Genomic DNA, 21,190 nt, shown 5'->3' with positions numbered 1-21,190 from the left:
GCCCCTCGGCACAGCCCTGACGCGCAGCGTTGTGCGCATGCACAGCCGTGCGCCGTCTCCGCTGGTCACCGGCAGCGATTCGGCCGCGGGACGTGGACGGGCGGTCCGGCGCGGTGCTGGGGTGAGCGCCACTGAACGGCCGGGTAACAACAACGGCCGGGGAAGGGGATCCATGGGAGGAACCGCACCCGCCCTGGAGGTCAAGGACCTCACGGCGGGATACGGACCGGTGCGCGCGCTGCGCCAGGTGTCGCTGACCGTACCGGCGGGCGCCGTCGTCACCGTCCTGGGCGGCAACGGCGCCGGCAAGTCGACCCTGCTGCGGGCCGTCTCGCGCACCCTGCGGTTCCACGGCGGGTCCGTGGTCTCCGGCACGGTGAGCCGCGACGGCCGGCCGCTCGACGGGCTCCCGCCCGACCGGGTCGTCGCCGCAGGCGTCTCCCAGGTGCCGGAGGGCCGCCAGGTCTTCGCCCGGATGACGGTCGAGGACAACCTGCGCGCCGGCGCCCTGGGCCGCCGCGGCGACCGCGCCGCGAAGGCCGCCGCACTGCGCCGGGTCCACGAGCTCTTCCCGGTCCTCGCCGACCGGGCCCGCCAGCAGGCCGGGCTCCTCTCCGGCGGCGAACAGCAGATGCTCGCCGTCGGCCGGGCCCTGATGGCCGCGCCGGGCCTGCTCCTCCTCGACGAGCCCTCCCTCGGGCTCGCCCCGCTGATGGCCGCCCGGATCGCGGACGCCGTCCGCGAGATCAACGCCCAGGGCACGGCGGTGCTGCTCGTCGAGCAGAACGCGGCGCTCGCCCTGCGCCTCGCCTCCCGCGCGTACGTCCTGGAGGTCGGCGAGGTCACCCTCTCAGGACCGGCCGCCGAGCTCGCCGCCTCCGACGAGGTACGCCGCCGCTATCTGGGCGTGGTCGACGAGGACGCCGCCGCCGACGCGGCCCGCGCCAGGGCCGCGCATCCGGTCCTGTCCCGCTGGGAGGAGTCCCGATGACCGACACCCCCGCACAGGACGCGCCCCCGGTCGACGTCCCCGCGCTCGTCGTCGAGGACCTGACCGTACGGTTCGCCGGACTCACCGCCCTCGACGGCATCGGCTTCACCGTCCGGCCCGGCACCGTCCACGCCCTCATCGGACCCAACGGCGCCGGCAAGTCCACCTGCTTCAACGTGCTCTCCGGTGTCTACCGGGCCACGGCCGGCTCCGTCCGCCTCGGCCCGCACGAGCTGACCGCCCTGCCCCCGCACAAGATCGCGGACCTCGGCGTCGGCCGGATCTTCCAGAACCTGGCCCTGCCGCCCCGCGCCACCGTCGAGGACAGCCTGATGCTCGGCCGCCACCGGCTCACCCGCACCGGCTTCCTCGCCGCCGGGCTCCGCCTCCCCTCCGCCGCCCGCGAGGAGGCCCGCCACCGGGCCAGGGTCCGGGAGATCGCCGCCTTCGTCGGCCTGGAGAAGCAGCTCGCGCAGCCCGCGGGCTCCCTCCCGTACGGGCAGCAGAAGCTCGCCGAACTCGCCCGCGCCCTCTGCATGGAGCCGAAGCTCCTGCTCCTCGACGAACCCGTCGCCGGCATGACCGCCGAGGAGCGGCGCCGTACCGCCTCCGTCATCGCGGGCGTCCGCGACGGCCTCGGCATCTCGGTCCTCCTCGTCGAGCACGACATGGGCCTGGTGATGCGGCTCGCCGACTCCGTCACCGTCCTCGACTTCGGCCGCCGCATCGCCGACGGAGCCCCCGGCGACGTCCAGAACGACCCGGCGGTCGTCCGCGCCTACCTCGGAGAGGAGACCGCCGCGTGAGCACCTTCGCCGAATTCCTGATCAACGGCGTCTCACTGGGCTCGATCTACGCCCTCATCGCCCTCGGCTTCGTGGTCATCTTCCGCGCCACCGAGGTCGTCAACTTCGCCCACGCCTCCCTCCTCCTGGCCGGCGGCTACGTCACCGCCGTGCTCCACGACGAGATCGGCTTCTGGCCCGCGCTGCTCGCCGGGATCGCGGGCGCCGCCGTGGTCGGCGCCGCCGTCGAGTTCTTCGTGATGCGCCGCCACCGGGGCGCCGACCACAGCGTCCTCGCGATCGTCACCATCGGCGTCGACATCCTGCTCGCCACCGAGTTGACCCGCCGGATCGGCACCGACATCCTCGCCCTCGGCGACCCGTGGGGCGACGCGGTCCTCACCGTCGGCCCGGTCACCATCGCCCAGACCCGGATCGCCGCCCTCCTCGTCGCGGCGCTCCTCATCACCGCCTTCCTGCTCGCCTTCCGGTACACCTCCTGGGGCGTCGCCATGCGGGCCGCCGCCGAGAACCAGGAGACCGCCGCCCTCATGGGCATCCGGCTCGGCCGGGTCTCGCTCGGGGCCTGGGCGGTCGCCGGCGCCCTCGCCGCCGTCGCCGCGCTCTTCCTCACCGTCTTCCCGACGCCCGGTCTGGAACGGGCCACCTCGCTCGCCGCCCTCAAGGCCTTCCCCGCCGCCATCCTCGGCGGCCTCGACTCCACCACGGGCGCCCTCGTCGGCGGACTCCTCGTCGGCATCACGGAGTCCCTCGCCACCGGCTACCAGAGCGACCTGGCCTTCCTCGGCCGCGGCATCGGCGACCTCGCCCCCTACCTCGTCATGGTCGCGGTGCTGCTGATCCGCCCGGCCGGACTCTTCGGCACGAAGGAGCTCGCCCGTGTCTGAGACCCTCGCCCGGATCGGCCTGCGGGCCCGCACCACCGGGCTGTACGGGTGGACCGCCGCCGGACTCCTCCTCGTCGCCCTCCCGTTCTACCTGGACCGTTTCTGGCTTCAGGCGGGCCTGTTCGCCATGGTCGCCGCCCTCGGCGCCCTCGGCATCAACCTGTTGACCGGCGCCACCGGCCAACTCTCCATGGGCCATGCCTTCTTCCTCGCCGTCGGCGCCTACGGCTACTGCCTCTTCGCCGGCGACGGCGCGGACGGACTCGTCGGTCTCGGCCTGCCCGGCTGGCTCGCCGCCGTCCTCGCCGTGGCCCTCGCGGGCCTGGCCGGCGGGGTGTTCAGCCCCATCGCGGGCCGACTCCGCGGCGCGTACCTCGGCATCGCCACCCTTGCGCTGATCTTCATCGGGCAGCACGTGCTCTTCAACGCCCATGACCTCACCGGCGGTTACAACGGCCGCGCCGTCCCGCCCCTGTCCCTCTTCGGCCTCACCTTCGACGACACCGAACTCCTCGTCGCCCAGGTGCCGTTCGGCGCCGTCGAGAAGCTCTGGTACCTCGGCCTGATCCTGCTCCTCGGCGGGGTCCTGTTCGCCAGGGGAGTCCTCAGGGGCCGCCCGGGACGCGCCATGAACGCCATCCGGGACCATCGGATCGCCGCCGGGGTCATGGGCATCCCCGTGGCCCGCTACCGCGGCGCCGTCTTCGTCCTCTCCTCCATGTACGCGGGCCTGGCGGGCGTCCTGCTCGCCCTGGTCTTCCAGCGCACCGTGCCGGAGTACTTCGGCATGGCGCTCTCCCTCGAATACCTGGCCATGATCGTCATCGGCGGTCTCGGCTCGGTCGCCGGAGCGGTCGTCGGAGGCGTCTTCGTCTCCCTCCTGCCGCAGCTCCTCACCCGGTACAGCGACGCGCTGCCCCTGGTCTCCGCCCCGGGGACGGGCGGGATCGCCCCGGGGGAGGCCTCGCGCTACCTGTACGGCGCGGCCGTCGTCGCGGTGGTGCTGTTCGTGCCCGGCGGCCTGGTCCGCCTCGCCGCCCGGAAACCCAAGAGCCCCCCACCCAAGAGCCCCACACCCCCAAGTCCCACACCTCCAAGCCCCACACCCCAAAGCCCCACACCCACCACCGAACCCTCTGGGGAGACACGATGACCCACAGCAGACAGGCCGTGCGGGGCCTGGCCGCCGCGCTCGCCGCACTGGTCGCCCTCACCGCCGCCGGATGCAGCTCCAAGGCCAAGACCGGCGACGGCAAGCAGACCGGCGCGGGCGGGGTGAAGACCGGCCAGGGCGTCACCGACAAGACGATCGCGCTGGGTGCCCTCACCGACATGACCGGCGTGTACGCGACCCTCGGGAAGAGCGTCACCCAGGCCCAGCAGCTGTACGTGAAGCAGGTCAACGCCGCCGGCGGGATCTGCGGCCGGCAGCTGGAGCTCACGGTCCGCGACCACGGCTACGACCCGCAGAAGGCGCTCGCCGCCTACACCGAGCTGGAACCGAAGGTCGTCGGCTACACCCAGTTCATCGGCTCCCCGTTCGTCGCCGCGGTCAAGCCCAAGGTCGACGGCAAGGACAAGGGACTCGTCCTGCCCCAGGCCTGGTCGGCCTCCCTGCTCGGCTCCCCGTACATCCGCGTCCTCGGCGCCACGTACGACGTCGAGACGATCAACGCCGTCGACTTCCTCCTCAAGGAGAAGGGCCTGAAGTCCGGCGACAAGCTCGGGCACGTCTACTTCGAGGGCGACTACGGCGAGAACGCGCTGAAGGGCTCGAAGTTCGCCGCCGGGAAGGCCGGCCTGACCGTCGTCGAGCAGAAGATCAAGCCCACCGACAACGACATGTCCGCGCAGGTCTCCGCGCTCAAGCAGGCCGGGGTCAAGGCCGTCGTCATCAGCGCGGGCCCCCGCCAGGCCGCCTCCCTCGTCGGCGTCGCCGCCGCCACCGGACTCAAGGTCCCGGTCGTCGGCAACAACTCGGCCTTCGCGCCGCAGCTGCTCGGCACCCAGGCCGGGCCCGCCCTGGAGAAGATGTACTGGTTCGCCTCGCCGAGCCTGCCCATCGGCGCGGACACCCCCACGGCGAAGAAGCTCGTCGCCGACTACCAGGCCGCCTACCCGGGCGACAGCCTCGACAACGGCATCGTCGCCGGCTGGACCGCGGCCGGCGTCTTCGGCGAGGCCCTGAAGAAGGCCTGCGCGGACAAGGACCTCACCCGCGAGGGCGTCGACAAGGCGCTCCTGAGCCTGAAGGCCCACGACGCGGGCTTCGGCATGACCCACGACCTGAGCGACCCGAAGGCACCGTCCTCCCGCCAGTCCGTCATCATCCAGCCGGACAAGTCCGTCCCCGGCGGCATGCGCACGATCCGGCAGCCGTTCGTCGCGGAGGCGGCGAAGTCCTACACGCCGTAAGCCGCCGGACACCCCCTAGCCCTGGTCCGCGAAGCCCGTCCGCCAGGACGGGCGGGCCGGGGCCCAGCCCAGCGCGCGGGCCCGGGAGTTCGCCGCGCCCCGGGCCCAGGGCGCCCGGCCCCCGCTCCGCTCCGGGGCCGGGACGCCCAGCGCCCCCGCCAGGACCGGCAGCCAGTCGTGACCGGGCGCGGGCTCGTCGTCCACCACGTTGTACGCCCCCGGGACCCACGCCAGCGCCTGTACGGCCGCCTCGGCGGCATCGGCGACGTGCACGAAGGAGCTCACCGAACCGTCGGCCGCCGTGTTCCCCAGGAACCGGGCCTCCGGGTCCCCCGCGAGCGCGGCGGCCACCGCGCCCCCGGGCGCGTACCAGGTGCCGGGGCCGTAGAGGATCCCGTACCGCAGGACGACGGCTTCCGGCAGTTCCGCCACGGTCGACTCCAGCGCGCGGACCCCGGCGACGATCCTGGCCCGGGGCAGCTCCTCCGTGGCGTCGAGCGGTACGGACTCGTCGGCGGGCGCGTCCCCGGGGCCGTACGCCCAGGCGATCGACTGCGCGACGATACGGCCCACCCCCGCCGCCCGCGCCGCGTCCACGAGGTTCCGGGTGCCCTCGATCCGCACCCGGTTGTTCGCGGCCCCGTCCGCCCCGCCCAGGTCCGTCAGCTGGTGCACCACGGCGTCCGGCGCGGCCTCGGCGACGGCCCGCCGCACCGCCCCGGCGTCCAGGACGTCCACGGGGCGCGGACCGCGCCGGGAGATGCCCACGACCTCGTGGCCCGCCGCTTCGAGGCGGGGGACGAGCTGACGACCCACGGCGCCCGTGGCGCCCGCGACCAGTACGCGCATGGATCCGACCCTAGTGGATCTTCACATCCCCGAAACATCGCGGTGTGAAGCTCTGGCCCATGACTGCACGTATCGAGGAGAACCGTTCCCACCCGCGCCTCCGCGACCTGCTGGCCGCCTACCACCTGGTCAACCAGGCCGAGAAGGGCACGGCGGTGGAGACGGTCGCCGAGCTCCCGGCCGTATACCGGGGAGAGGCCGAGGACCCGGCCGCCGCCTTCGCCGCCGACACCGTCCTGCTGATCACCGCGCCCGGCGACGACACCCCGTCGGGCTGCGTCGTCCTCAAGGCGCCCCGCGAGGGCGCCGCTCCCGAGATCAAGCGGCTCTGGGTCGCGCCCGAGGCCCGGCGGAAGGGCCTCGCGAAGGCCCTCATGGCCGAGGCCCTGCGCCGGGCCGCCGCCGCGGGCACCCCCGCCGTACGCCTCACGGTCTGGGCCTGGCGGGCGGAGCCGCTCGCCCTCTACCGGAGCCTCGGCTTCGCGACCGTGGACTCCTGGGACGAGCGGCCGGACCTGGTCTGCCTGGAGAAGCCGCTCCCCACCCCGGACGCCATCGAGCGGCTCTCCCCCGACGCCGTACGGACCCACGCCCCCGCCGGTCTCGCGGCGCTCCTCGTGGACGCCGTCGACGGCGGGGCCTCCGTCGGCTTCCTGGCGCCCCTGGAGACGGCCAGGGCGGCCGCCTGGTGGTCCGAGGTCGCCGAAGAGGCCGCGGCGGGCGTACGGGACGTCTGGGCCGCCCACGCCCCGGACGGGAGCCTGACGGGCGTCGTGACCCTCGTCCGTACCGGCACCGCCAACGGCCGCCACCGCGGCGAGATCGCCCGGCTCCTCGTGCACAGCTCCGCCCGGGGCGGCGGCCTCGGCCGCCGGCTGCTCGCCGCCGCCGAGGCCCACGCCGCCGCCACCGGCCTGAGCCTGCTCGTCCTGGACACCCGGACCGACAGCCCCGCCGAACGCCTCTACCGGAGAGCGGGCTGGACGGCCGCGGGAACGATCCCCGACTTCGCCGCCGACCCGGCCGGCACCCTCCGCCCCACCACGCTGTACTACAAGCGCCTCGGCTGATCCCTGGGAACGTACCCCGGGCACACGAAAGGGCCCCGGGAGGCTTGTCGCCTCCCGGGGCCCTTCACGTACCACTCGATCCGCTACCGCAGCTGCGCCGCGCGAGCCTCTCGGCTCTCACGGCGGTTGCCGCGGAACGTGTTCACCCGGCGGGCCGTCGCGAAGAGGGGGATCACGGCGCCCAACACCACCTGGAGCGCGCAGCCGGTCTGGAGCAGGAACGCCCCGCCCGGTGCGTCGAACGCCCAGGCCGCCAGCATGCCCATGGCACCGACGATCCAGGCGAGCATCGCCACCGCGAGGACACCCCGCGGCTTGGGGTACTCGACCCGGCTCACCATCAGCCAGGCCACCCCGATGATCGCGAGGAGCGTCGGGATGAACGGCAGCTCGAGGAGCACGATCGAGACGACCGTCAGCGCGCCGAAGGGGCTCGGCATGCCCTGGAACATGCCGTCCTTCATCGTCACGCACGAGAATCTCGCGAGTCTCAGCACCACGGCGAGCAGCACCACGATCGCGGCCACCGCCGAGACCTTCTGCTGCGCGCCGGGCGTGACCATGCCGTACACGAGTACGAAGTAGGCCGGGGCCAGACCGAAGCTGATGAGGTCCGACAGGTTGTCGAGCTCGGCGCCCATCGGCGAGCTGCGGAGCTTGCGCGCCACGATGCCGTCGAAGAGGTCGAAGATCGCCGCGGCCAGCATGAGGATCACGGCGGTGGCGGCGCTGTTGCGCGCCATGCCGGTCTCCGTGCTGCCGGTGAGGTGCGGGATCAGGATGCCGGTCGTCGTGAAGTAGACCGCCATGAAGCCGCACGTGGCGTTACCGAGCGTGAGGGCGTCCGCTATGGACAGCCTCAACGACAGCGGCATCTCCTCGGCCTCTTCGGCCGCCTCGTCCTCGGCGTCGGCAACCCATTCGGCAGCCCGTGTGTCGGGATCAATCACGGTCAATGCGAGTCACCCCCGCGGTCGTGGCCTGGCCGACCTCGACGGCGACCTCGACACCCTCCGGGAGGTAGATGTCGACACGCGAACCGAAGCGGATCAGACCGATCCGGTCACCCTGCTCGACCTTCGTCCCCTGCGGGATGTACGGCACGATGCGTCGTGCGACGGCACCCGCGATCTGCACCATCTCGATGTCGCCGAGCTCGGTGTCGAAGTGCCAGACAACGCGCTCGTTGTTCTCGCTCTCCTTGTTGAACGCCGGGACGAACCCGCCGGGGATGTGCTCCACGGACGTCACCGTGCCGGCCAGCGGCGCGCGGTTGACGTGGACGTTCAGCGGGCTCATGAAGATGGCGACCCGGGTGCGTCCGTCCTTCCACGGCATGATGCTCTGCACCACACCGTCGGCGGGGGAGATGACCCGGCCCTGCGCGATCTCGCGCTCGGGGTCGCGGAAGAACCACAGCATGCCGGCCGCGAGCGCGGTGGTCGGCACGGCGATGGCCGCGGCTCGTCGCGACTTGCGCGCGCGCAAGAGGGAGAGCGCCGCGGTGGCGACGGTCGGCAGAAGCCACGGCGATGCTCCGCGCGCGAGGCGTACGCCCGAGAGGCTGTCGCGGTGTGCAGAGGTTTGGCTGTGGGGCATGGATGACCTTCGTAGCGGATGATGCCGCACTGGCAACGGGGGACGGCGGCTTTCCGGCGATGCTATCGGTTGCGGGGCGCAACTGGGCAAGCCAGGAACCGAGTCGACGGCCGGAAGACGAACACAGGGTGTGATCTTCTTCGCGGCCGAACCGACTCAAACGCGACAATCAACCCTGGAAGCGGTACTCCTCGAGCAGCCGACGACCAATGATCATTTTCTGGATCTCGGCGGTACCTTCACCGATGAGCAGCATCGGCGCCTCGCGGTAGAGACGCTCGATCTCGTACTCCTTCGAGAACCCGTAGCCGCCGTGAATGCGGAAGGCATCCTCCACGACTTCCTTGCAGTACTCGGAGGCGAGGTACTTCGCCATCCCTGCTTCGAGGTCGTTTCGTTCCCCGGAGTCCTTTTTGCGTGCTGCGTTCACCATCATGGCATGAGCAGCCTCGACCTTGGTAGCCATCTCGGCAAGCTTGAACTGAATTGCCTGGTGTTCGGCGATCGCCTTGCCGAAAGTGTGACGTTGCTGGGCATACGAGACACCCAGCTCGAAAGCACGCTGCGCGACGCCGCAACCACGGGCCGCCACGTTCACGCGGCCGACTTCCACGCCGTCCATCATTTGGTAAAACCCTCGGCCCGTCGTGCCGCCGAGGACCCGATTGGCCGGAATGCGCAGTCCGTCCATGATGAGTTCGGTCGTGTCGACGCCCTTGTAACCCATCTTGTCGATCTTTCCGGGAATGGTGAGGCCGGGGCGGACCTCTCCGAAGCCGGACTCCTTCTCGACGAGGAAGGTCGTCATCGACTTGTGGGGGGCGGTGCCCTCCGGGTGTCCTTCGTCACTTCGGACGAGAACGGCGACCAGCGTTGACGTTCCGCCGTTCGTCAGCCACATCTTCTGACCGTTGAGGACGTACTCGTCGCCGTCCTTGACCGCCTTCGAGGTGATGGCGGACACGTCCGAGCCGAGGCCCGGCTCCGACATCGAGAACGCGCCGCGCGTCTCGCCGGCCGCCATCCGCGGAAGGAAGTAGTCCTTCTGCTCCTGCGTGCCGTGCTGCTTGAGCATGTACGCGACGATGAAGTGCGTGTTGATGATGCCGGAGACCGACATCCAGCCGCGGGCGATCTCCTCCACGCACAGCGCGTAGGTGAGCAGCGACTCGCCCAGGCCCCCGTACTCCTCGGGGATCATCAGACCGAAGAGGCCGAGCTCCTTGAGCCCGTCGACGATCTGCTGGGGGTACTCGTCGCGGTGCTCCAGCTCGGTGGCGACCGGGATGATCTCCTTGTCGACGAACTCCCGGACGGTCTTGAGGATCTCCTGCTGGACGTCCGTGAGCCCGGCGGTCTGGGCGAGTCGGGCCATGGCTACTTCTCCGTCTTCTTGGCGGGCTCGATCAGCTCGGGGCGGCCGGGCTGCTCGCCGCCGCGCTCCTTGATGTACGTCTCGGTGGGCACCATGACCTTGCGGCGGAAGACGCACACGAGGGTGCCGTCCTGCTTGTAGCCCTTGGTCTCGACGTAGACGATGCCGCGGTCGTTCTTCGACTTCGACGGCGTCTTGTCGAGGACCGTCGTCTCGCCGTAGATCGTGTCGCCGTGGAAGGTCGGCGCCACGTGCCGCAGCGACTCGATCTCCAGATTGGCGATGGCCTTGCCGGAGACGTCCGGCACGGACATGCCGAGCAGCAGCGAGTAGATGTAGTTGCCGACGACGACGTTCTTTCCGAAGTCCGTCGTGTTCTCGGCGTAATTCACATCCATGTGCAGCGGATGGTGGTTCATCGTCAGCAGACAGAAGAGATGGTCGTCGTACTCGGTGACCGTCTTTCCGGGCCAGTGCTTGTAGACGGCACCGATTTCGAACTCTTCGTAGGTACGGCCGAACTGCATCGGACTCAGGCCTCCGGGATCTCGAACTTGCTGGTGCGCTGCATGCCGGCGGCCCGGCCCTTGCCGGAGATGACCAGGGCCATCTTGCGGGAGGCCTCGTCGATCATCTCGTCGCCGAGCATCGCGGAGCCCTTCTTCCCGCCGGCCTCGGACGTGTAGTAGTCGTACGCGTCCAGGATGAGCTCGGCGTGGTCGAAGTCCTCCTGCGCGGGCGAGAAGATCTCGTTCGCGGCGGCGACCTGGTCCGGGTGCAGCACCCACTTGCCGTCGAAGCCCAGGGCGGCGGCACGCTGCGCGACCGCCTTGTAGCCCTCCGGGTTGCGGATCTGGAGGTAGGGGCCGTCGATCGCCTGGAGGTTGTTGGCGCGGGCGGCCATCAGGATGCTCATCAGGATGTGGTGGTAGGCGTCCGCCGGGTAGCCGGGCGGCTGCTCGCCCACGACCAGCGACTTCATGTTGATGGAGGCCATGAAGTCGGCCGGGCCGAAGATGATCGTCTCGACGCGCTGGGAGGCCTGCGCGATCGCGTTGACGTTGACGAGGCCCTGGGCGTTCTCGATCTGCGCCTCGATGCCGATCTTGCCGACCTCGAAGCCCATCGTCTTCTCGATCTGCGTGAGCAGCAGGTCGAGCGCGACGATCTGCTGGGCGTCCTGGACCTTCGGCAGCATGATGCAGTCGAGGTTCTGGCCGGCGCCCTCGACGACCGTGACGACGTCCCGGTACGTCCAGTGGGTCGTCCAGTCGTTGACCCGCACGACGCGGGTCTTGCCGGTCCAGTCGCCCTCGTTGAGGAACTTCACGATGGTGTGCCGTGCCTCGGGCTTGGCCAGCGGCGCGCAGGCGTCCTCCAGGTCGAGGAAGACCTGGTCCGCGGCGAGGCTCTGGGCCTTCTCCAGGAAGCGCGGGTTGGAGCCGGGGACCGCGAGGCAGGAGCGGCGCGGACGCAGACGGTTCACGGGGCTGGTCATGCGAGGACCTCCGTACTTTCAAGGGGGCTGAGCTGGTGAGCTTTCCGGATCTCGTCGACGATACGGCCGATGATCTCCGTGATACCGAAGTCCTTCGGTGTGAAGACGGCGGCGACACCCGCGCGCTTCAGATCTGCGGCGTCGGCGTTCGGGATGATCCCGCCGACGATGACCGGCACGTCGGTCGCGCCCGCCTCGCGGAGGCGGTCGAGGACGTCCGGGACCAGCTCGGCGTGCGAGCCGGAGAGGATCGACAGGCCCACGCAGTGCACGTCCTCGGCGAGAGCCGCGTTGACGATCTGCTCGGGGGTCAGCCGGATGCCCTGGTAGACCACCTCGAAACCGGCGTCACGGGCCCGTACGGCGATCTGCTCGGCGCCGTTGGAGTGCCCGTCCAGGCCCGGCTTGCCGACGAGCAGCCGCAGCCGCCCGGCGCCGAGCTCGTCGGCGGTCCGCGCCACCTTCTCCCGTACGAGAGCCAGCGGCGTGCCCTCCTCGGCCGTCACCGCGACCGGGGCCGAGGAGACGCCGGTGGGGGCCCGGAACTCGCCGAACACCTCGCGCAGGGCCTCGGTCCACTCACCGGTCGTGACCCCGGCGCGGGCGCACTCGAGGGTGGCCTCCATGAGGTTGCCGGTGCCCTTGGCGGCCTCCTTGAGGCGTTCGAGGGCCTTGCAGGGGCGCGGGTGGTTGAACGGCGGCTGGTAGCGGTTGTCCCGCCAGGTCTTCAGCGAGCCGACCACACGCGCCTCGACCGCCGGGTCGACCGTCATGATCGCGGTGTCGAGGTCGGCCGTGAGGGGGTTCTCCTCGGTCGACTGGAAGATGTTGACGCCGATGATCTTCTCGTCGCCGGACTCGATCCGGGCGCGCCGCTCGGCGTGCGAGGAGACGAGCTGCGACTTGAGGTAGCCGGACTCGACGGCCGCCATGGCGCCGCCCATCTCCTGGATCCGGTCGATCTCGGCCAGGCACTCCGCGACGAGCGACTCGACCTTGGCCTCGATCACGTGCGAGCCGGCGAAGATGTCCTCGTACTCCAGCAGGTCGGACTCGTGGGCGAGCACCTGCTGGATGCGGAGCGACCACTGCTGGTCCCAGGGCCGCGGCAGACCGAGCGCCTCGTTCCAGGCGGGGAGCTGCACGGCCCGCGCGCGGGCGTCCTTGGAGAGGGTGACGGCCAGCATCTCCAGGACGATCCGCTGGACGTTGTTCTCCGGCTGGGCCTCGGTCAGGCCGAGCGAGTTGACCTGCACGCCGTAGCGGAACCGGCGCTGCTTCTCGTTCTCGATCCCGTACCGCTCGTGGGTGATCTTGTCCCAGATGCGGCCGAAGGCGCGCATCTTGCACATCTCCTCGATGAAGCGGACGCCCGCGTTCACGAAGAAGGAGATGCGGGCGACGACCTCGCCGAAGCGGTCCGCCGGGACCTGCCCGGAGTCGCGGACCGAGTCGAGCACCGCGATCGCGGTGGCCATCGCGTACGAGATCTCCTGGACCGGAGTGGCCCCCGCCTCCTGCAGGTGGTAACTGCAGATGTTGATCGGGTTCCACTTCGGGATGTGGTTGACCGTGTACGCGATCATGTCCGTCGTGAGGCGGAGGGAGGGGCCGGGCGGGAAGACGTGCGTCCCGCGCGACAGGTACTCCTTCACGATGTCGTTCTGGGTGGTGCCCTGGAGCTGGGTGATGTCCGCACCCTGCTCCTCGGCGGCCACCTGGTAGAGCGCCAGCAGCCACATCGCCGTGGCGTTGATGGTCATCGAGGTGTTCATCTGCTCCAGGGGGATGTCCTGGAACAGCCGGCGCATGTCACCGAGGTGCGAGACGGGGACGCCGACCCGGCCGACCTCGCCGCGGGCGAGGATGTGGTCGGGGTCGTAGCCCGTCTGCGTCGGCAGGTCGAACGCGACCGACAGGCCGGTCTGACCCTTGGCGAGGTTGCGCCGGTACAGCTCGTTGGACGCCTCGGCGGTCGAGTGACCGGCGTAGGTCCGCATGAGCCACGGCCGGTCCTTCTGGCGCTCAGTCATCTATGGTCCCGGGCTCAGATGTTGCGGAAACGGTTGATGGCGTCGAGGTGCTTCTCGCGCAGCTCGGGGTTGGTGACGCCCAGGCCCTCCTGCGGCGCGAGCGCGAGGACGCCGACCTTGCCCTGGTGCAGGTTGCGGTGCACGTCGTAGGCGGCCTGGCCGGTCTCCTCCAGGGAGTAGACCTTCGACAGGGTCGGGTGGATCTTGCCCTTGGCGATCAGGCGGTTCGCCTCCCACGCCTCGCGGTAGTTGGCGAAGTGCGAGCCGATGATCCGCTTCAGCGACATCCACAGGTAGCGGTTGTCGTACTCGTGCATGTAGCCCGAGGTGGAGGCGCAGGTGGTGATGGTGCCGCCCTTGCGGGTGACGTACACGGAGGCGCCGAAGGTCTCGCGGCCGGGGTGCTCGAAGACGATGTCGATGTCCTCGCCGCCGGTGAGCTCGCGGATGCGCTTGCCGAAGCGCTTCCACTCCTTCGGGTCCTGGGTGTGCTCGTCCTTCCAGAACTTGTAGCCCTCGGCGTTGCGGTCGATGACCGCCTCGGCGCCCATCGCGCGGCAGATGTCGGCCTTCTCCGGGGAGGAGACGACACAGATCGGGTTGGCGCCGCCGGCGAGGGCGAACTGCGTGGCGTACGAGCCGAGTCCGCCGCTCGCGCCCCAGATGAGGACGTTGTCGCCCTGCTTCATGCCGGCGCCGTTGCGGGAGACCAGCTGACGGTAGGCGGTGGAGTTCACGAGGCCGGGGGAGGCCGCCTCCTCCCAGCTGAGGTGGCCGGGCTTCGGCATCAGCTGGTTCGACTTGACGAGGGCGATCTCCGCCAGGCCGCCGAAGTTGGTCTCGAAGCCCCAGATGCGCTGCTCGGGGTCGAGCATCGTGTCGTTGTGGCCGTCGGAGGACTCCAGCTCGACCGAGAGGCAGTGGGCGACGACCTCGTCGCCGGGCTTCCACGAGTTCACGCCGGGGCCGGTGCGCAGCACGACGCCCGCGAGGTCGGAGCCGATGACGTGGTACGGCAGGTCGTGGCGCTTGCTGAGGTCGCTGAGCCGGCCGTAGCGCTCCAGGAAGCCGAAGGTCGACACCGGCTCGAAGATCGAGGTCCAGACCGAGTTGTAGTTGACCGAGGAGGCCATGACGGCGACCAGGGCCTCGCCCGGGCCGAGCTCGGGCAGCGGCACGTCGTCGAGGTGCAGCGACTTGCGCGGGTCCTTGTCGCGGCTGGCGAGCCCGGCGAACATCTCGGCCTCGTCCTTGTGGACGGTGATGCCCCGGTACGACTCGGGGAGCGGGATGTTCGCGAAGTCGGCGGACGTGGCGTCCTGCGACTGGATCGCGGCCAGGATTTCCTTCACGGGTTGCCTCCGGCGATGAGCGTCCTGAGGGAGGGACGCCTGAGGGTTACGGCGGGGAGTGCTGTTGCTGTGGAGGTGTGCCGTCGGTTCGGCTCGGGTGGTGCGGTGGCGCGGCGCTGGTGGCGCGAGGGTGCCTGTGACGCAGGCGTCCGGGCGCACGAGCCGTCGGCTTGTGGGGACAGCCGGCGAACGAGGTGTTCTCTGCTCGCCGGCCGCCCGGACAACATCAACGTATGACACGCCGTGCCACCGCACAAGGCACTGCGTGCCAACAATTTCACTCAGATGCAATCTGCCCGTCACGGATGAGCGATGATCGATCGAAATCCCCCCTGAACTGGGACGATACGAAGAAGGCCGCCCCCGGAAACCGGGGGCGGCCTTCTTGGTGGAGCGGTCTCAAGGGCCCTCAGGGGCTCCTCAAGGGGCTCCTCAGGGGTTCTTGAGTGCCTGTTGGATCGTGCGCATGACCTCGTCGAGCGGAGCGTCCGTGCGGGCCACGGCTATCACCACGTCACCGGTGGTGGAGGCCCGGACGGCCGGCGCCTGCTCGGCCTGCGGGGGCTGGGCCGGCCGGCCCGCGCCTATGCCGGTGCCGAAGGTGTCCCGGACGATCGCGAAGGCGTGGTCGAGCTGGGCCTCCACGTCGCCCTGGCCCCCCGCCCGCAGCCAGCGGCGCAGCACGTGGTTGTGCGCGGTGACGACCGCCGAGGCGGCCACCTCCGCGAGCAGCGGGTCGTCGTTGCCGTCGTGGTGGTCGCGCTCGTCGAAGTGGCCCAGGAGATAGCGGGTGAACAGCCGCTCGTAGCGGGCCACCGAGGCGATCTCGCGCTCCCGCAGGGTCGGCACCTCGCGGGTCAGCCGGTAGCGCTCCACGGAGACCGCGGGGGAGCCCGCGTACATCTTCATGACTTCCTTGATGCCCCGGCACACGGTGTCGAGCGGGTGCTCGTGCGGCGGGGCGGCGTTCAGCACCGCCTCCGCCCGCACCAGCGTGTCGTCGTGGTCCGGGAAGATCGCCTCTTCCTTGGACCGGAAGTGGCGGAAGAAGGTCCGCCGGGCGACCCCGGCCGTGGCCGCGATCTCGTCGACGGTCGTCGCCTCGTACCCCTTGGTGGCGAAGAGCTCCATCGCCGCCGTCGCCAGCTCCCGGCGCATCTTGAGCCGCTGGGCGGCGGCACGCGTGCCGGCCGCGCTCTCCGGAGCGTCGGACGTGGACGTGGCACGGGGTGTCTTCGCGGCCTTGGGCATGGTCCGAACGTACTGCATCGGAGTGGGAGTGTGCCCAGGTGGGGGCGGGGAGCCCCCCGGGGCACCGGAGGTGCCCGGGGAGCTCAGCAGGCCGCCCCAGCCCGCGGTGGGCGGCTCAGCGGCGGGCATATTCGCGGAAGCCGCGTCCCGTCTTGCGGCCGAGGCAGCCGGCCGCCACCAGGTGCTCCAGGAGCGGGGCGGGGGCGAGGCCCGGGTCGCGGAACTCGCGGTGCAGCACCTGCTCGATCGCGAGCGAGACATCCAGACCGACCACGTCGAGCAGCTCGAACGGGCCCATCGGGTAGCCGCCGCCCAGCTTCATCGCGGCGTCGATGTCGTCGAGGGTCGCGTAGTGCTCCTCGACCATCTTGATCGCGTTGTTCAGGTACGGGAAGAGCAGCGCGTTCACGATGAAGCCGGCACGGTCGCCGCAGTCCACCGGGTGCTTGCGGATCTTCGTGGTGACCTCGCGGACGGTGGCGTGGACGTCGTCGGCCGTCAGGACCGTACGGACGATCTCGACCAGCTTCATCGCGGGCGCCGGGTTGAAGAAGTGCATCCCGATGACGTCCTGCGGGCGCGAGGTGGCGCGGGCGCAGGCCACGACCGGCAGTGAGGAGGTCGTGGTGGCGAGCACCGCGCCCGGCTTGCAGATCTTGTCGAGCCGCGCGAACAGCTCCTGCTTGATCCCCAGGTCCTCGGCGACCGCCTCGACGGCCAGGTCGACCTCGGCGAAGGCGTCGAGCGTGCCGGCCGCGGTGATCAGGGCCAGCGTCGTGTCGCGGGCCTCGCCGGTCATCCGGCCCTTGTCGACGGAGCGGGCCAGGGACTTGGCGATCCGGGCCTTGGCCGTGTCCGCCTTCTCCTGGGAGCGGGCGGCGAGGACGACCTCGTACCCGGCCTTGGCGAAGACCTCGGCGATGCCGGAGGCCATGGTGCCGGAGCCGGCGACGCCGACCGACCGGACCTCACGGCCGCCGCCGGCGTCGGCGGAGGTCAGCGGGGTGAGCGCGTCCCGCACGACCTCGCCGGAGCCCGGCGCCTCGTACGTGTAGAAACCGCGGCCCGCCTTGCGGCCGGTCAGGCCCGCCTCGCTGAGCTGCTTGAGGATCGGGGCGGGGGCGTGCAGCCGGTCGTGCGAGGACGTGTACATGGCCTCCAGGACCGTACGGGCCGTGTCGACGCCGATCAGGTCGAGCAGCGCCAGCGGCCCCATCGGCAGGCCGCAGCCCAGCTTCATGGCCGCGTCGATGTCCTCGCGGGAGGCGTACTTGGCCTCGTACATGGCGGCGGCCTGGTTCAGGTAGCCGAAGAGCAGCCCGTCCGCGATGAAACCGGCCCGGTCGCCGACCGCCACCGGCTCCTTGCCGAGGTCCTCCGCGAGCCGCGTGACGGCGTCGACGGCCCGCGGGTCGGTCAGCACGGAGGAGACCACCTCGACCAGCTTCATCGCCTGCACGGGGGTGAAGAAGTGCAGGCCGAGCACCCGCTCGGGGTGGGCCGAGTCGGCGGCGAGCCGGGTGACGGAGAGCGCGTTGGTGCCGGTGGCCAGGATCGCGTCGGGCCGGACGATCCCGTCGAGCGCCCGGAAGACCTCCTGCTTCGCCTCGTACGACTCGGGCACGACCTCGATCACGAGGTCGGCCTCGGCGGCCGCCTGGAGGTCGGAGAAGGTACGGAAGCGGGCCAGGACGTCCTGCCGCTCCTCCTCGGTGATCCGCTCGCGGGCCACGGCGCGGGCGGTGGAGGCCTCCAGGGCGGCGACGGCCCGGGCGGCGGCGGTGTCGTCGATGTCGATGCCGATGACCTCGCGGCCGGCCCGGGCGAGGACGTCGGCGATGCCGGTGCCCATGGTGCCGAGACCGACGACGGCGATGGTGGAGAGAGGGGTGTCCATCAGGGGACTCCAGGGAGGAAGAGTGACGACTGAGGGCAGTGCGCGCGCGAGAGAGAAAGGGCGCGGGAAAGATCGAGGGCGAGGCCCTGGAAAGAAGGGCGATGCCCTGAAGAAAGGGGCGACGGACTCTGTCCCGGAGTCGCATCGAAACTGCCGAACCGACGAAGCACTCACGACAACTGCGTCACCAGGTTGTCGCGAGGAGTGCGGGTGGTGACCCGCTCACCTGAGACTAACCGGCCGGTAACGAGCGCGCCAGTCCCGGCAAGTTGAGAAAGTGTGATCTGGATCGCGGATAGGCTCGGATTCATGGAAAGCGCCGAGGATCCGGAATTCTGCTCGATGATCGATCGATTGCGGGACGAGATCGAGAATGACTCCGGAGAAGTCCCGGCGGCATTCGGAGAACTCGCCGGAACCGACGACCCGGAGGAACTCCACCAGGTCCTCACCGCACCCGGGCAGCCGCTCTGGGCCCGCGAGATCGCCGCCTGCAAGCTCGGACTCGCGGGCGACCCGCGCGCCTTCGAGGCGCTCGTCCTCCTCCTCAACCACCGCGACCCCGAGCGCTGCGTCACCGCCGCCCACGCCCTGGTCCGGCTCGGCGACCCGCGGACCGCCCGCGCGGCCGCCACCCTCGCCACCAACGAACTCCGGGTCGCCTATGCCCTCCTGCCGGTCCGGCTGCTCGCCGAACTCCGCGCCCCCGAGTCCGTACCGGCCCTGATCACCGTCCTCCGGCGGCGACTCCCGGCCGACGACCCCCACTGGCGGGTCGGACTCGCCTGCGTCGAGGGTCTCGGAGCGCTCGGCGACCCCCGGGCCCGCCCGGCTCTTGAAGCCGCGCTCCCGCACCCCCGGCTCGGCCGCGCGGCAGAGGACTCACTGACGCGGCTCGGCCCGCTCGGCTGAGGAACACGGCGTCAGCGCACCAACCGGAGCTCCGCCTCGACATCCCCGGTCTCCCGCTCGGGGACGAGGGCGAAGGCCTCGATCTCCACGAGGAGTTCCGGCCGGACCAGCGCCGACACCTGCATCGCCGAGCTCGCCGGCAGCGGCGCCCCCGCGAAGTACGCGTCCCGGGCGTCCCGCACCGCGGGGAGGTGGGCCACGTCCGTGACGAAGTACGTCAGCTTCACCACGTCCCCGAACCCCGCGCCGGCGGCGGCGAGGCAGCGCTCCAGATTGGCGAAGACCTGATGGGCCTGGGCCACCGCGTCGCCCTCCCCGACCACCGCGCCGGAGGCGTCCAGCGCACACTGCCCGGATATCGCGACGAACCGGCCCGTCCCCCAGACGACGTGGCTGTACTGCGGACTGGGCGCGAGGCCGTCGGGCGCGGGGACGTGGGTCAGGTGGCTCGTCATGCCCCACATCCTCGCGCACGCCACTGACAGTGCCCGCGTCCCGGGGGGCGCGGGCCCTGTCAGTGGGCTGTGGCGGTCGGTGCGGTCGTCGTCAGCGGACGTGGCCGAGGAGCCCGTGGAGCGTGACGCCGGTCGCCTCCGCCCGCAGGGTGCCGACCCGCTTGCCCGACTTCTCCGTCGCCTTCTCCGTCGCCTTCCTCCCGGCCGGGGCCAGGGGCTCGGGCTCCGGCTCGGGGAGCGCCTCGCAGACCGCGTCGACCTCGGCCCCGTCCTTGCCGCGCGGCACCGTGCCGGTGGCGAGGTAGGCGGCCAGGTGGTCGTCCAGGCAGTCGTTGCCGCCGAGGGTCACCCCGTGGTTCCCGCCGCCCTCCTCGACCACCAGGCTGGAGCCGCGCAGCAGCCGGTGCAGCGCCACACCGCCCTCGTACGGGGTCGCCGCGTCCTCCGTGGCCTGGAGGATCAGGGTCGGCGGCAGCTGGTCGTTGGTGACGTCCGGCGGGGTCAGCGCCGGCACGGGCCAGAAGGCGCAGGGAGCGTTGTACCAGGCGTTGTTCCAGGTGGAGAACGGCGCCTTCGCGTGGACGTCCCAGCTGTCCTTGCGCCAGACGTTCCAGTCGCGGGGCCAGGCCGCGTCCCGGCACTGCACGCTCGTGTAGACCGAGTAGCCGTTGTCGGCTGACGCGTCGGCCTCCCCGTACTTCTCGTACGCCTCCGTCAGGGGCGCCGCGTCGCCGTCGTTGACGTACGACGAGAACGCGCTCGCGAGGCGGGGCCAGTAGCCGTTGTAGTACCCGCCGGGCAGGAAGGTGTCCTCCAGTTCGCCCGGTCCGACCTTCCCGCCGGCCGGGGCCTCGCGCAGCGCGTCGCGCATCCGGTACCAGGCGGCCTCGACCGCCGCCGGGTCGGTCCCCAGCTTGTACACCGCGTTCTGCCGGGCCACCCAGGCCATGAAGTCCTTGTGGCGGGTGTCGAAGGCGTAGTCCTGCGCGATGTTGTCCTCGTACCAGACGCCGTGCGGGTTGACGACGGAGTCGAGCGCCATGCGCCGCACCCGGTCCGGGTACAGCCGCGCGTAGACCGCGCCCAGGTAGGTGCCGTACGAGTAGCCGAGGTAGTTGACCTTCGGCGCGCCGAGCGCGTCGCGGATCGCGTCGAGGTCCCGGGCGGTGCTCACGGTGTCGATGTACGGAAGCACGTCGGCGTACTTGTCGCCGCAGGCCTCGGCGAAGGCCCGGGCCCGCTCGACCGCGACCGTCTCGGCGTCGGCGCCGCGCGGCACCGAGTCGGGGCGGACCGGCGCGAAATGGCCCGGCCGGCAGTCGAGCGCGGGCTCGCTCCTGCCGACCCCGCGCGGGTCGAAGCCGATCACGTCGTACTCGGCGGCCACCTTCGGGGGCAGCGAGGCCGCCACGTACCCGGCCATCGTGCGTCCGCTGCCCCCGGGCCCGCCCGGGTTCACGAGCAGCGGCCCCTGGAAGGTCTTCGCGGTGTGCGGGACCCGGGTGAGGGCGAGCGTGATGCTCCGCCCGGCCGGGTCGTCATGATCGAGCGGCACCTTCAGGGTGGCGCACTGGAGCTTCGGGTACGCCTGGGTGGCGCAGCCGGTCCAGGCGAGCTTGGGGAACGGCCGGGGGGTCGGTTCACCGGCGCCTGCGGGGGTGGCGGGCAGGACGGTGACCGTCCCGGCGACCAGCGCTCCTGCGGCGATCAGCATTCCTGCGCGTGGGGTCATAGGGCGTCCGTGCCCCGAACGGTCGGTGGAGGGACCTGTTTCACCGAGAGTTGACCCGAACAGAGGAC

19 protein-coding genes are annotated in these 21,190 nt (G+C 71.1%); 7 read left to right on the top strand and 12 right to left on the bottom strand.

What is annotated here, in order from left to right; translation table 11 throughout:
• Positions 1-172: 172 nt before the first annotated feature.
• From OG357_RS07410 to OG357_RS07390, 5 genes are read left to right on the top strand one after another with little or no spacing between them, the layout of a single operon-like run.
• Positions 173-991, top strand: coding sequence for an ABC transporter ATP-binding protein (locus OG357_RS07410; protein WP_329620381.1), 819 nt, complete (start codon positions 173-175; stop codon positions 989-991).
• The gene (locus OG357_RS07405) at positions 988-1,797 is read left to right on the top strand and encodes an ABC transporter ATP-binding protein (protein ID WP_329620380.1); all 810 of its coding nucleotides are present in this window, start codon (positions 988-990) and stop codon (positions 1,795-1,797) included. The genes OG357_RS07410 and OG357_RS07405 overlap by 4 nt, the downstream gene beginning before the upstream one ends.
• Positions 1,794-2,684, top strand: a complete 891-nt coding sequence (locus OG357_RS07400) for a branched-chain amino acid ABC transporter permease (RefSeq protein ID WP_055640585.1) — start codon at positions 1,794-1,796, stop codon at positions 2,682-2,684. The genes OG357_RS07405 and OG357_RS07400 overlap by 4 nt, the downstream gene beginning before the upstream one ends.
• A complete protein-coding gene (locus OG357_RS07395) occupies positions 2,677-3,837 on the top strand; it encodes a branched-chain amino acid ABC transporter permease (RefSeq protein ID WP_443066638.1) in 1,161 nt (386 codons plus the stop codon). Before OG357_RS07400 ends, OG357_RS07395 begins: the two co-directional genes overlap by 8 nt.
• Entirely contained in the window at positions 3,834-5,099 is a 1,266-nt protein-coding gene (locus OG357_RS07390; RefSeq protein WP_329620379.1) for an ABC transporter substrate-binding protein, read from the top strand. Before OG357_RS07395 ends, OG357_RS07390 begins: the two co-directional genes overlap by 4 nt.
• A 15-nt stretch (positions 5,100-5,114) precedes the next feature.
• Here OG357_RS07390 and OG357_RS07385 read toward each other — a convergent pair whose 3' ends face one another.
• Positions 5,115-5,948, bottom strand: coding sequence for an NAD-dependent epimerase/dehydratase family protein (locus OG357_RS07385; protein ID WP_329620378.1), 834 nt, complete (start codon positions 5,946-5,948; stop codon positions 5,115-5,117).
• Between the two features lie 59 nt (positions 5,949-6,007).
• Between OG357_RS07385 and OG357_RS07380 the strand changes: the two genes are divergently transcribed.
• Positions 6,008-7,018 carry a GNAT family N-acetyltransferase gene (locus tag OG357_RS07380; RefSeq protein ID WP_329620377.1) on the top strand — a complete coding sequence of 337 codons (1,011 nt, stop codon included), beginning with the start codon at positions 6,008-6,010 and terminating at the stop codon, positions 7,016-7,018.
• An 83-nt stretch (positions 7,019-7,101) separates the two neighbouring features.
• Here OG357_RS07380 and pssA read toward each other — a convergent pair whose 3' ends face one another.
• The 9 genes from pssA to OG357_RS07335 form a co-directional block, all read right to left on the bottom strand.
• Entirely contained in the window at positions 7,102-7,968 is an 867-nt protein-coding gene (pssA, locus tag OG357_RS07375; RefSeq protein WP_329625513.1) for a CDP-diacylglycerol--serine O-phosphatidyltransferase, read from the bottom strand.
• On the bottom strand, positions 7,961-8,617 hold the full coding sequence (locus OG357_RS07370) for a phosphatidylserine decarboxylase (RefSeq protein ID WP_317600640.1): 657 nt from the start codon (positions 8,615-8,617) through the stop codon (positions 7,961-7,963). Before OG357_RS07370 ends, pssA begins: the two co-directional genes overlap by 8 nt.
• 169 nt (positions 8,618-8,786) lie before the next feature.
• Positions 8,787-9,992, bottom strand: coding sequence for an acyl-CoA dehydrogenase family protein (locus tag OG357_RS07365; protein WP_125742218.1), 1,206 nt, complete (start codon positions 9,990-9,992; stop codon positions 8,787-8,789).
• A gap of 2 nt (positions 9,993-9,994) precedes the next feature.
• Positions 9,995-10,519, bottom strand: a complete 525-nt coding sequence (locus OG357_RS07360) for a MaoC family dehydratase (protein WP_229315537.1) — start codon at positions 10,517-10,519, stop codon at positions 9,995-9,997.
• A 5-nt stretch (positions 10,520-10,524) separates the two neighbouring features.
• Positions 10,525-11,490, bottom strand: a complete 966-nt coding sequence (locus OG357_RS07355) for an HpcH/HpaI aldolase/citrate lyase family protein (protein ID WP_329620376.1) — start codon at positions 11,488-11,490, stop codon at positions 10,525-10,527.
• On the bottom strand, positions 11,487-13,523 hold the full coding sequence (locus tag OG357_RS07350) for a protein meaA (protein ID WP_329620375.1): 2,037 nt from the start codon (positions 13,521-13,523) through the stop codon (positions 11,487-11,489). The genes OG357_RS07355 and OG357_RS07350 overlap by 4 nt, the downstream gene beginning before the upstream one ends.
• A gap of 14 nt (positions 13,524-13,537) precedes the next feature.
• Complete coding sequence (gene ccrA, locus OG357_RS07345; protein ID WP_329620374.1) at positions 13,538-14,875, bottom strand: crotonyl-CoA carboxylase/reductase; 1,338 nt, start codon at positions 14,873-14,875, stop codon at positions 13,538-13,540.
• Positions 14,876-15,307: 432 nt separating this feature from the next.
• Entirely contained in the window at positions 15,308-16,126 is an 819-nt protein-coding gene (locus OG357_RS07340) for a TetR family transcriptional regulator (RefSeq protein ID WP_329620373.1), read from the bottom strand.
• Between the two features lie 115 nt (positions 16,127-16,241).
• On the bottom strand, positions 16,242-18,023 hold the full coding sequence (locus OG357_RS07335; RefSeq protein ID WP_329620372.1) for a 3-hydroxyacyl-CoA dehydrogenase family protein: 1,782 nt from the start codon (positions 18,021-18,023) through the stop codon (positions 16,242-16,244).
• Between the two features lie 309 nt (positions 18,024-18,332).
• Between OG357_RS07335 and OG357_RS07330 the strand changes: the two genes are divergently transcribed.
• On the top strand, positions 18,333-18,935 hold the full coding sequence (locus OG357_RS07330) for a HEAT repeat domain-containing protein (protein WP_329620371.1): 603 nt from the start codon (positions 18,333-18,335) through the stop codon (positions 18,933-18,935).
• An 11-nt stretch (positions 18,936-18,946) separates the two neighbouring features.
• Here OG357_RS07330 and OG357_RS07325 read toward each other — a convergent pair whose 3' ends face one another.
• Positions 18,947-19,390 (bottom strand): RidA family protein, encoded by a 444-nt coding sequence (locus OG357_RS07325; protein ID WP_329620370.1) that lies wholly within the window; start codon positions 19,388-19,390, stop codon positions 18,947-18,949.
• Positions 19,391-19,481: 91 nt separating this feature from the next.
• On the bottom strand, positions 19,482-21,122 hold the full coding sequence (locus tag OG357_RS07320; RefSeq protein ID WP_329620369.1) for an alpha/beta hydrolase: 1,641 nt from the start codon (positions 21,120-21,122) through the stop codon (positions 19,482-19,484).
• Between the last annotated feature and the right edge of the window lie 68 nt (positions 21,123-21,190).

The sequence above is a fragment of the Streptomyces sp. NBC_01255 genome, from assembly GCF_036226445.1.
GTDB lineage: Bacteria > Actinomycetota > Actinomycetes > Streptomycetales > Streptomycetaceae > Streptomyces.
This window is presented reverse-complemented; position numbering and strand designations above follow the sequence as displayed.

What these genes read in the sequence shown, in the direction of transcription:
- OG357_RS07410 (WP_329620381.1), top strand. Translation starts at nt 173, where the DNA reads ATGGGAGGAACCGCACCCGCCCTGGAGGTCAAGGACCTCACGGCGGGA.
- OG357_RS07405 (WP_329620380.1), top strand. Translation starts at nt 988, where the DNA reads ATGACCGACACCCCCGCACAGGACGCGCCCCCGGTCGACGTCCCCGCG.
- OG357_RS07390 (WP_329620379.1), top strand. Translation starts at nt 3,834, where the DNA reads ATGACCCACAGCAGACAGGCCGTGCGGGGCCTGGCCGCCGCGCTCGCC.
- OG357_RS07385 (WP_329620378.1), bottom strand. Translation starts at nt 5,948, where the DNA reads ATGCGCGTACTGGTCGCGGGCGCCACGGGCGCCGTGGGTCGTCAGCTC.
- OG357_RS07380 (WP_329620377.1), top strand. Translation starts at nt 6,008, where the DNA reads ATGACTGCACGTATCGAGGAGAACCGTTCCCACCCGCGCCTCCGCGAC.
- OG357_RS07370 (WP_317600640.1), bottom strand. Translation starts at nt 8,617, where the DNA reads ATGCCCCACAGCCAAACCTCTGCACACCGCGACAGCCTCTCGGGCGTA.
- OG357_RS07365 (WP_125742218.1), bottom strand. Translation starts at nt 9,992, where the DNA reads ATGGCCCGACTCGCCCAGACCGCCGGGCTCACGGACGTCCAGCAGGAG.
- OG357_RS07360 (WP_229315537.1), bottom strand. Translation starts at nt 10,519, where the DNA reads ATGCAGTTCGGCCGTACCTACGAAGAGTTCGAAATCGGTGCCGTCTAC.
- OG357_RS07355 (WP_329620376.1), bottom strand. Translation starts at nt 11,490, where the DNA reads ATGACCAGCCCCGTGAACCGTCTGCGTCCGCGCCGCTCCTGCCTCGCG.
- OG357_RS07350 (WP_329620375.1), bottom strand. Translation starts at nt 13,523, where the DNA reads ATGACTGAGCGCCAGAAGGACCGGCCGTGGCTCATGCGGACCTACGCC.
- OG357_RS07340 (WP_329620373.1), bottom strand. Translation starts at nt 16,126, where the DNA reads ATGCCCAAGGCCGCGAAGACACCCCGTGCCACGTCCACGTCCGACGCT.
- OG357_RS07335 (WP_329620372.1), bottom strand. Translation starts at nt 18,023, where the DNA reads ATGGACACCCCTCTCTCCACCATCGCCGTCGTCGGTCTCGGCACCATG.
- OG357_RS07330 (WP_329620371.1), top strand. Translation starts at nt 18,333, where the DNA reads ATGGAAAGCGCCGAGGATCCGGAATTCTGCTCGATGATCGATCGATTG.
- OG357_RS07325 (WP_329620370.1), bottom strand. Translation starts at nt 19,390, where the DNA reads ATGACGAGCCACCTGACCCACGTCCCCGCGCCCGACGGCCTCGCGCCC.
- OG357_RS07320 (WP_329620369.1), bottom strand. Translation starts at nt 21,122, where the DNA reads ATGACCCCACGCGCAGGAATGCTGATCGCCGCAGGAGCGCTGGTCGCC.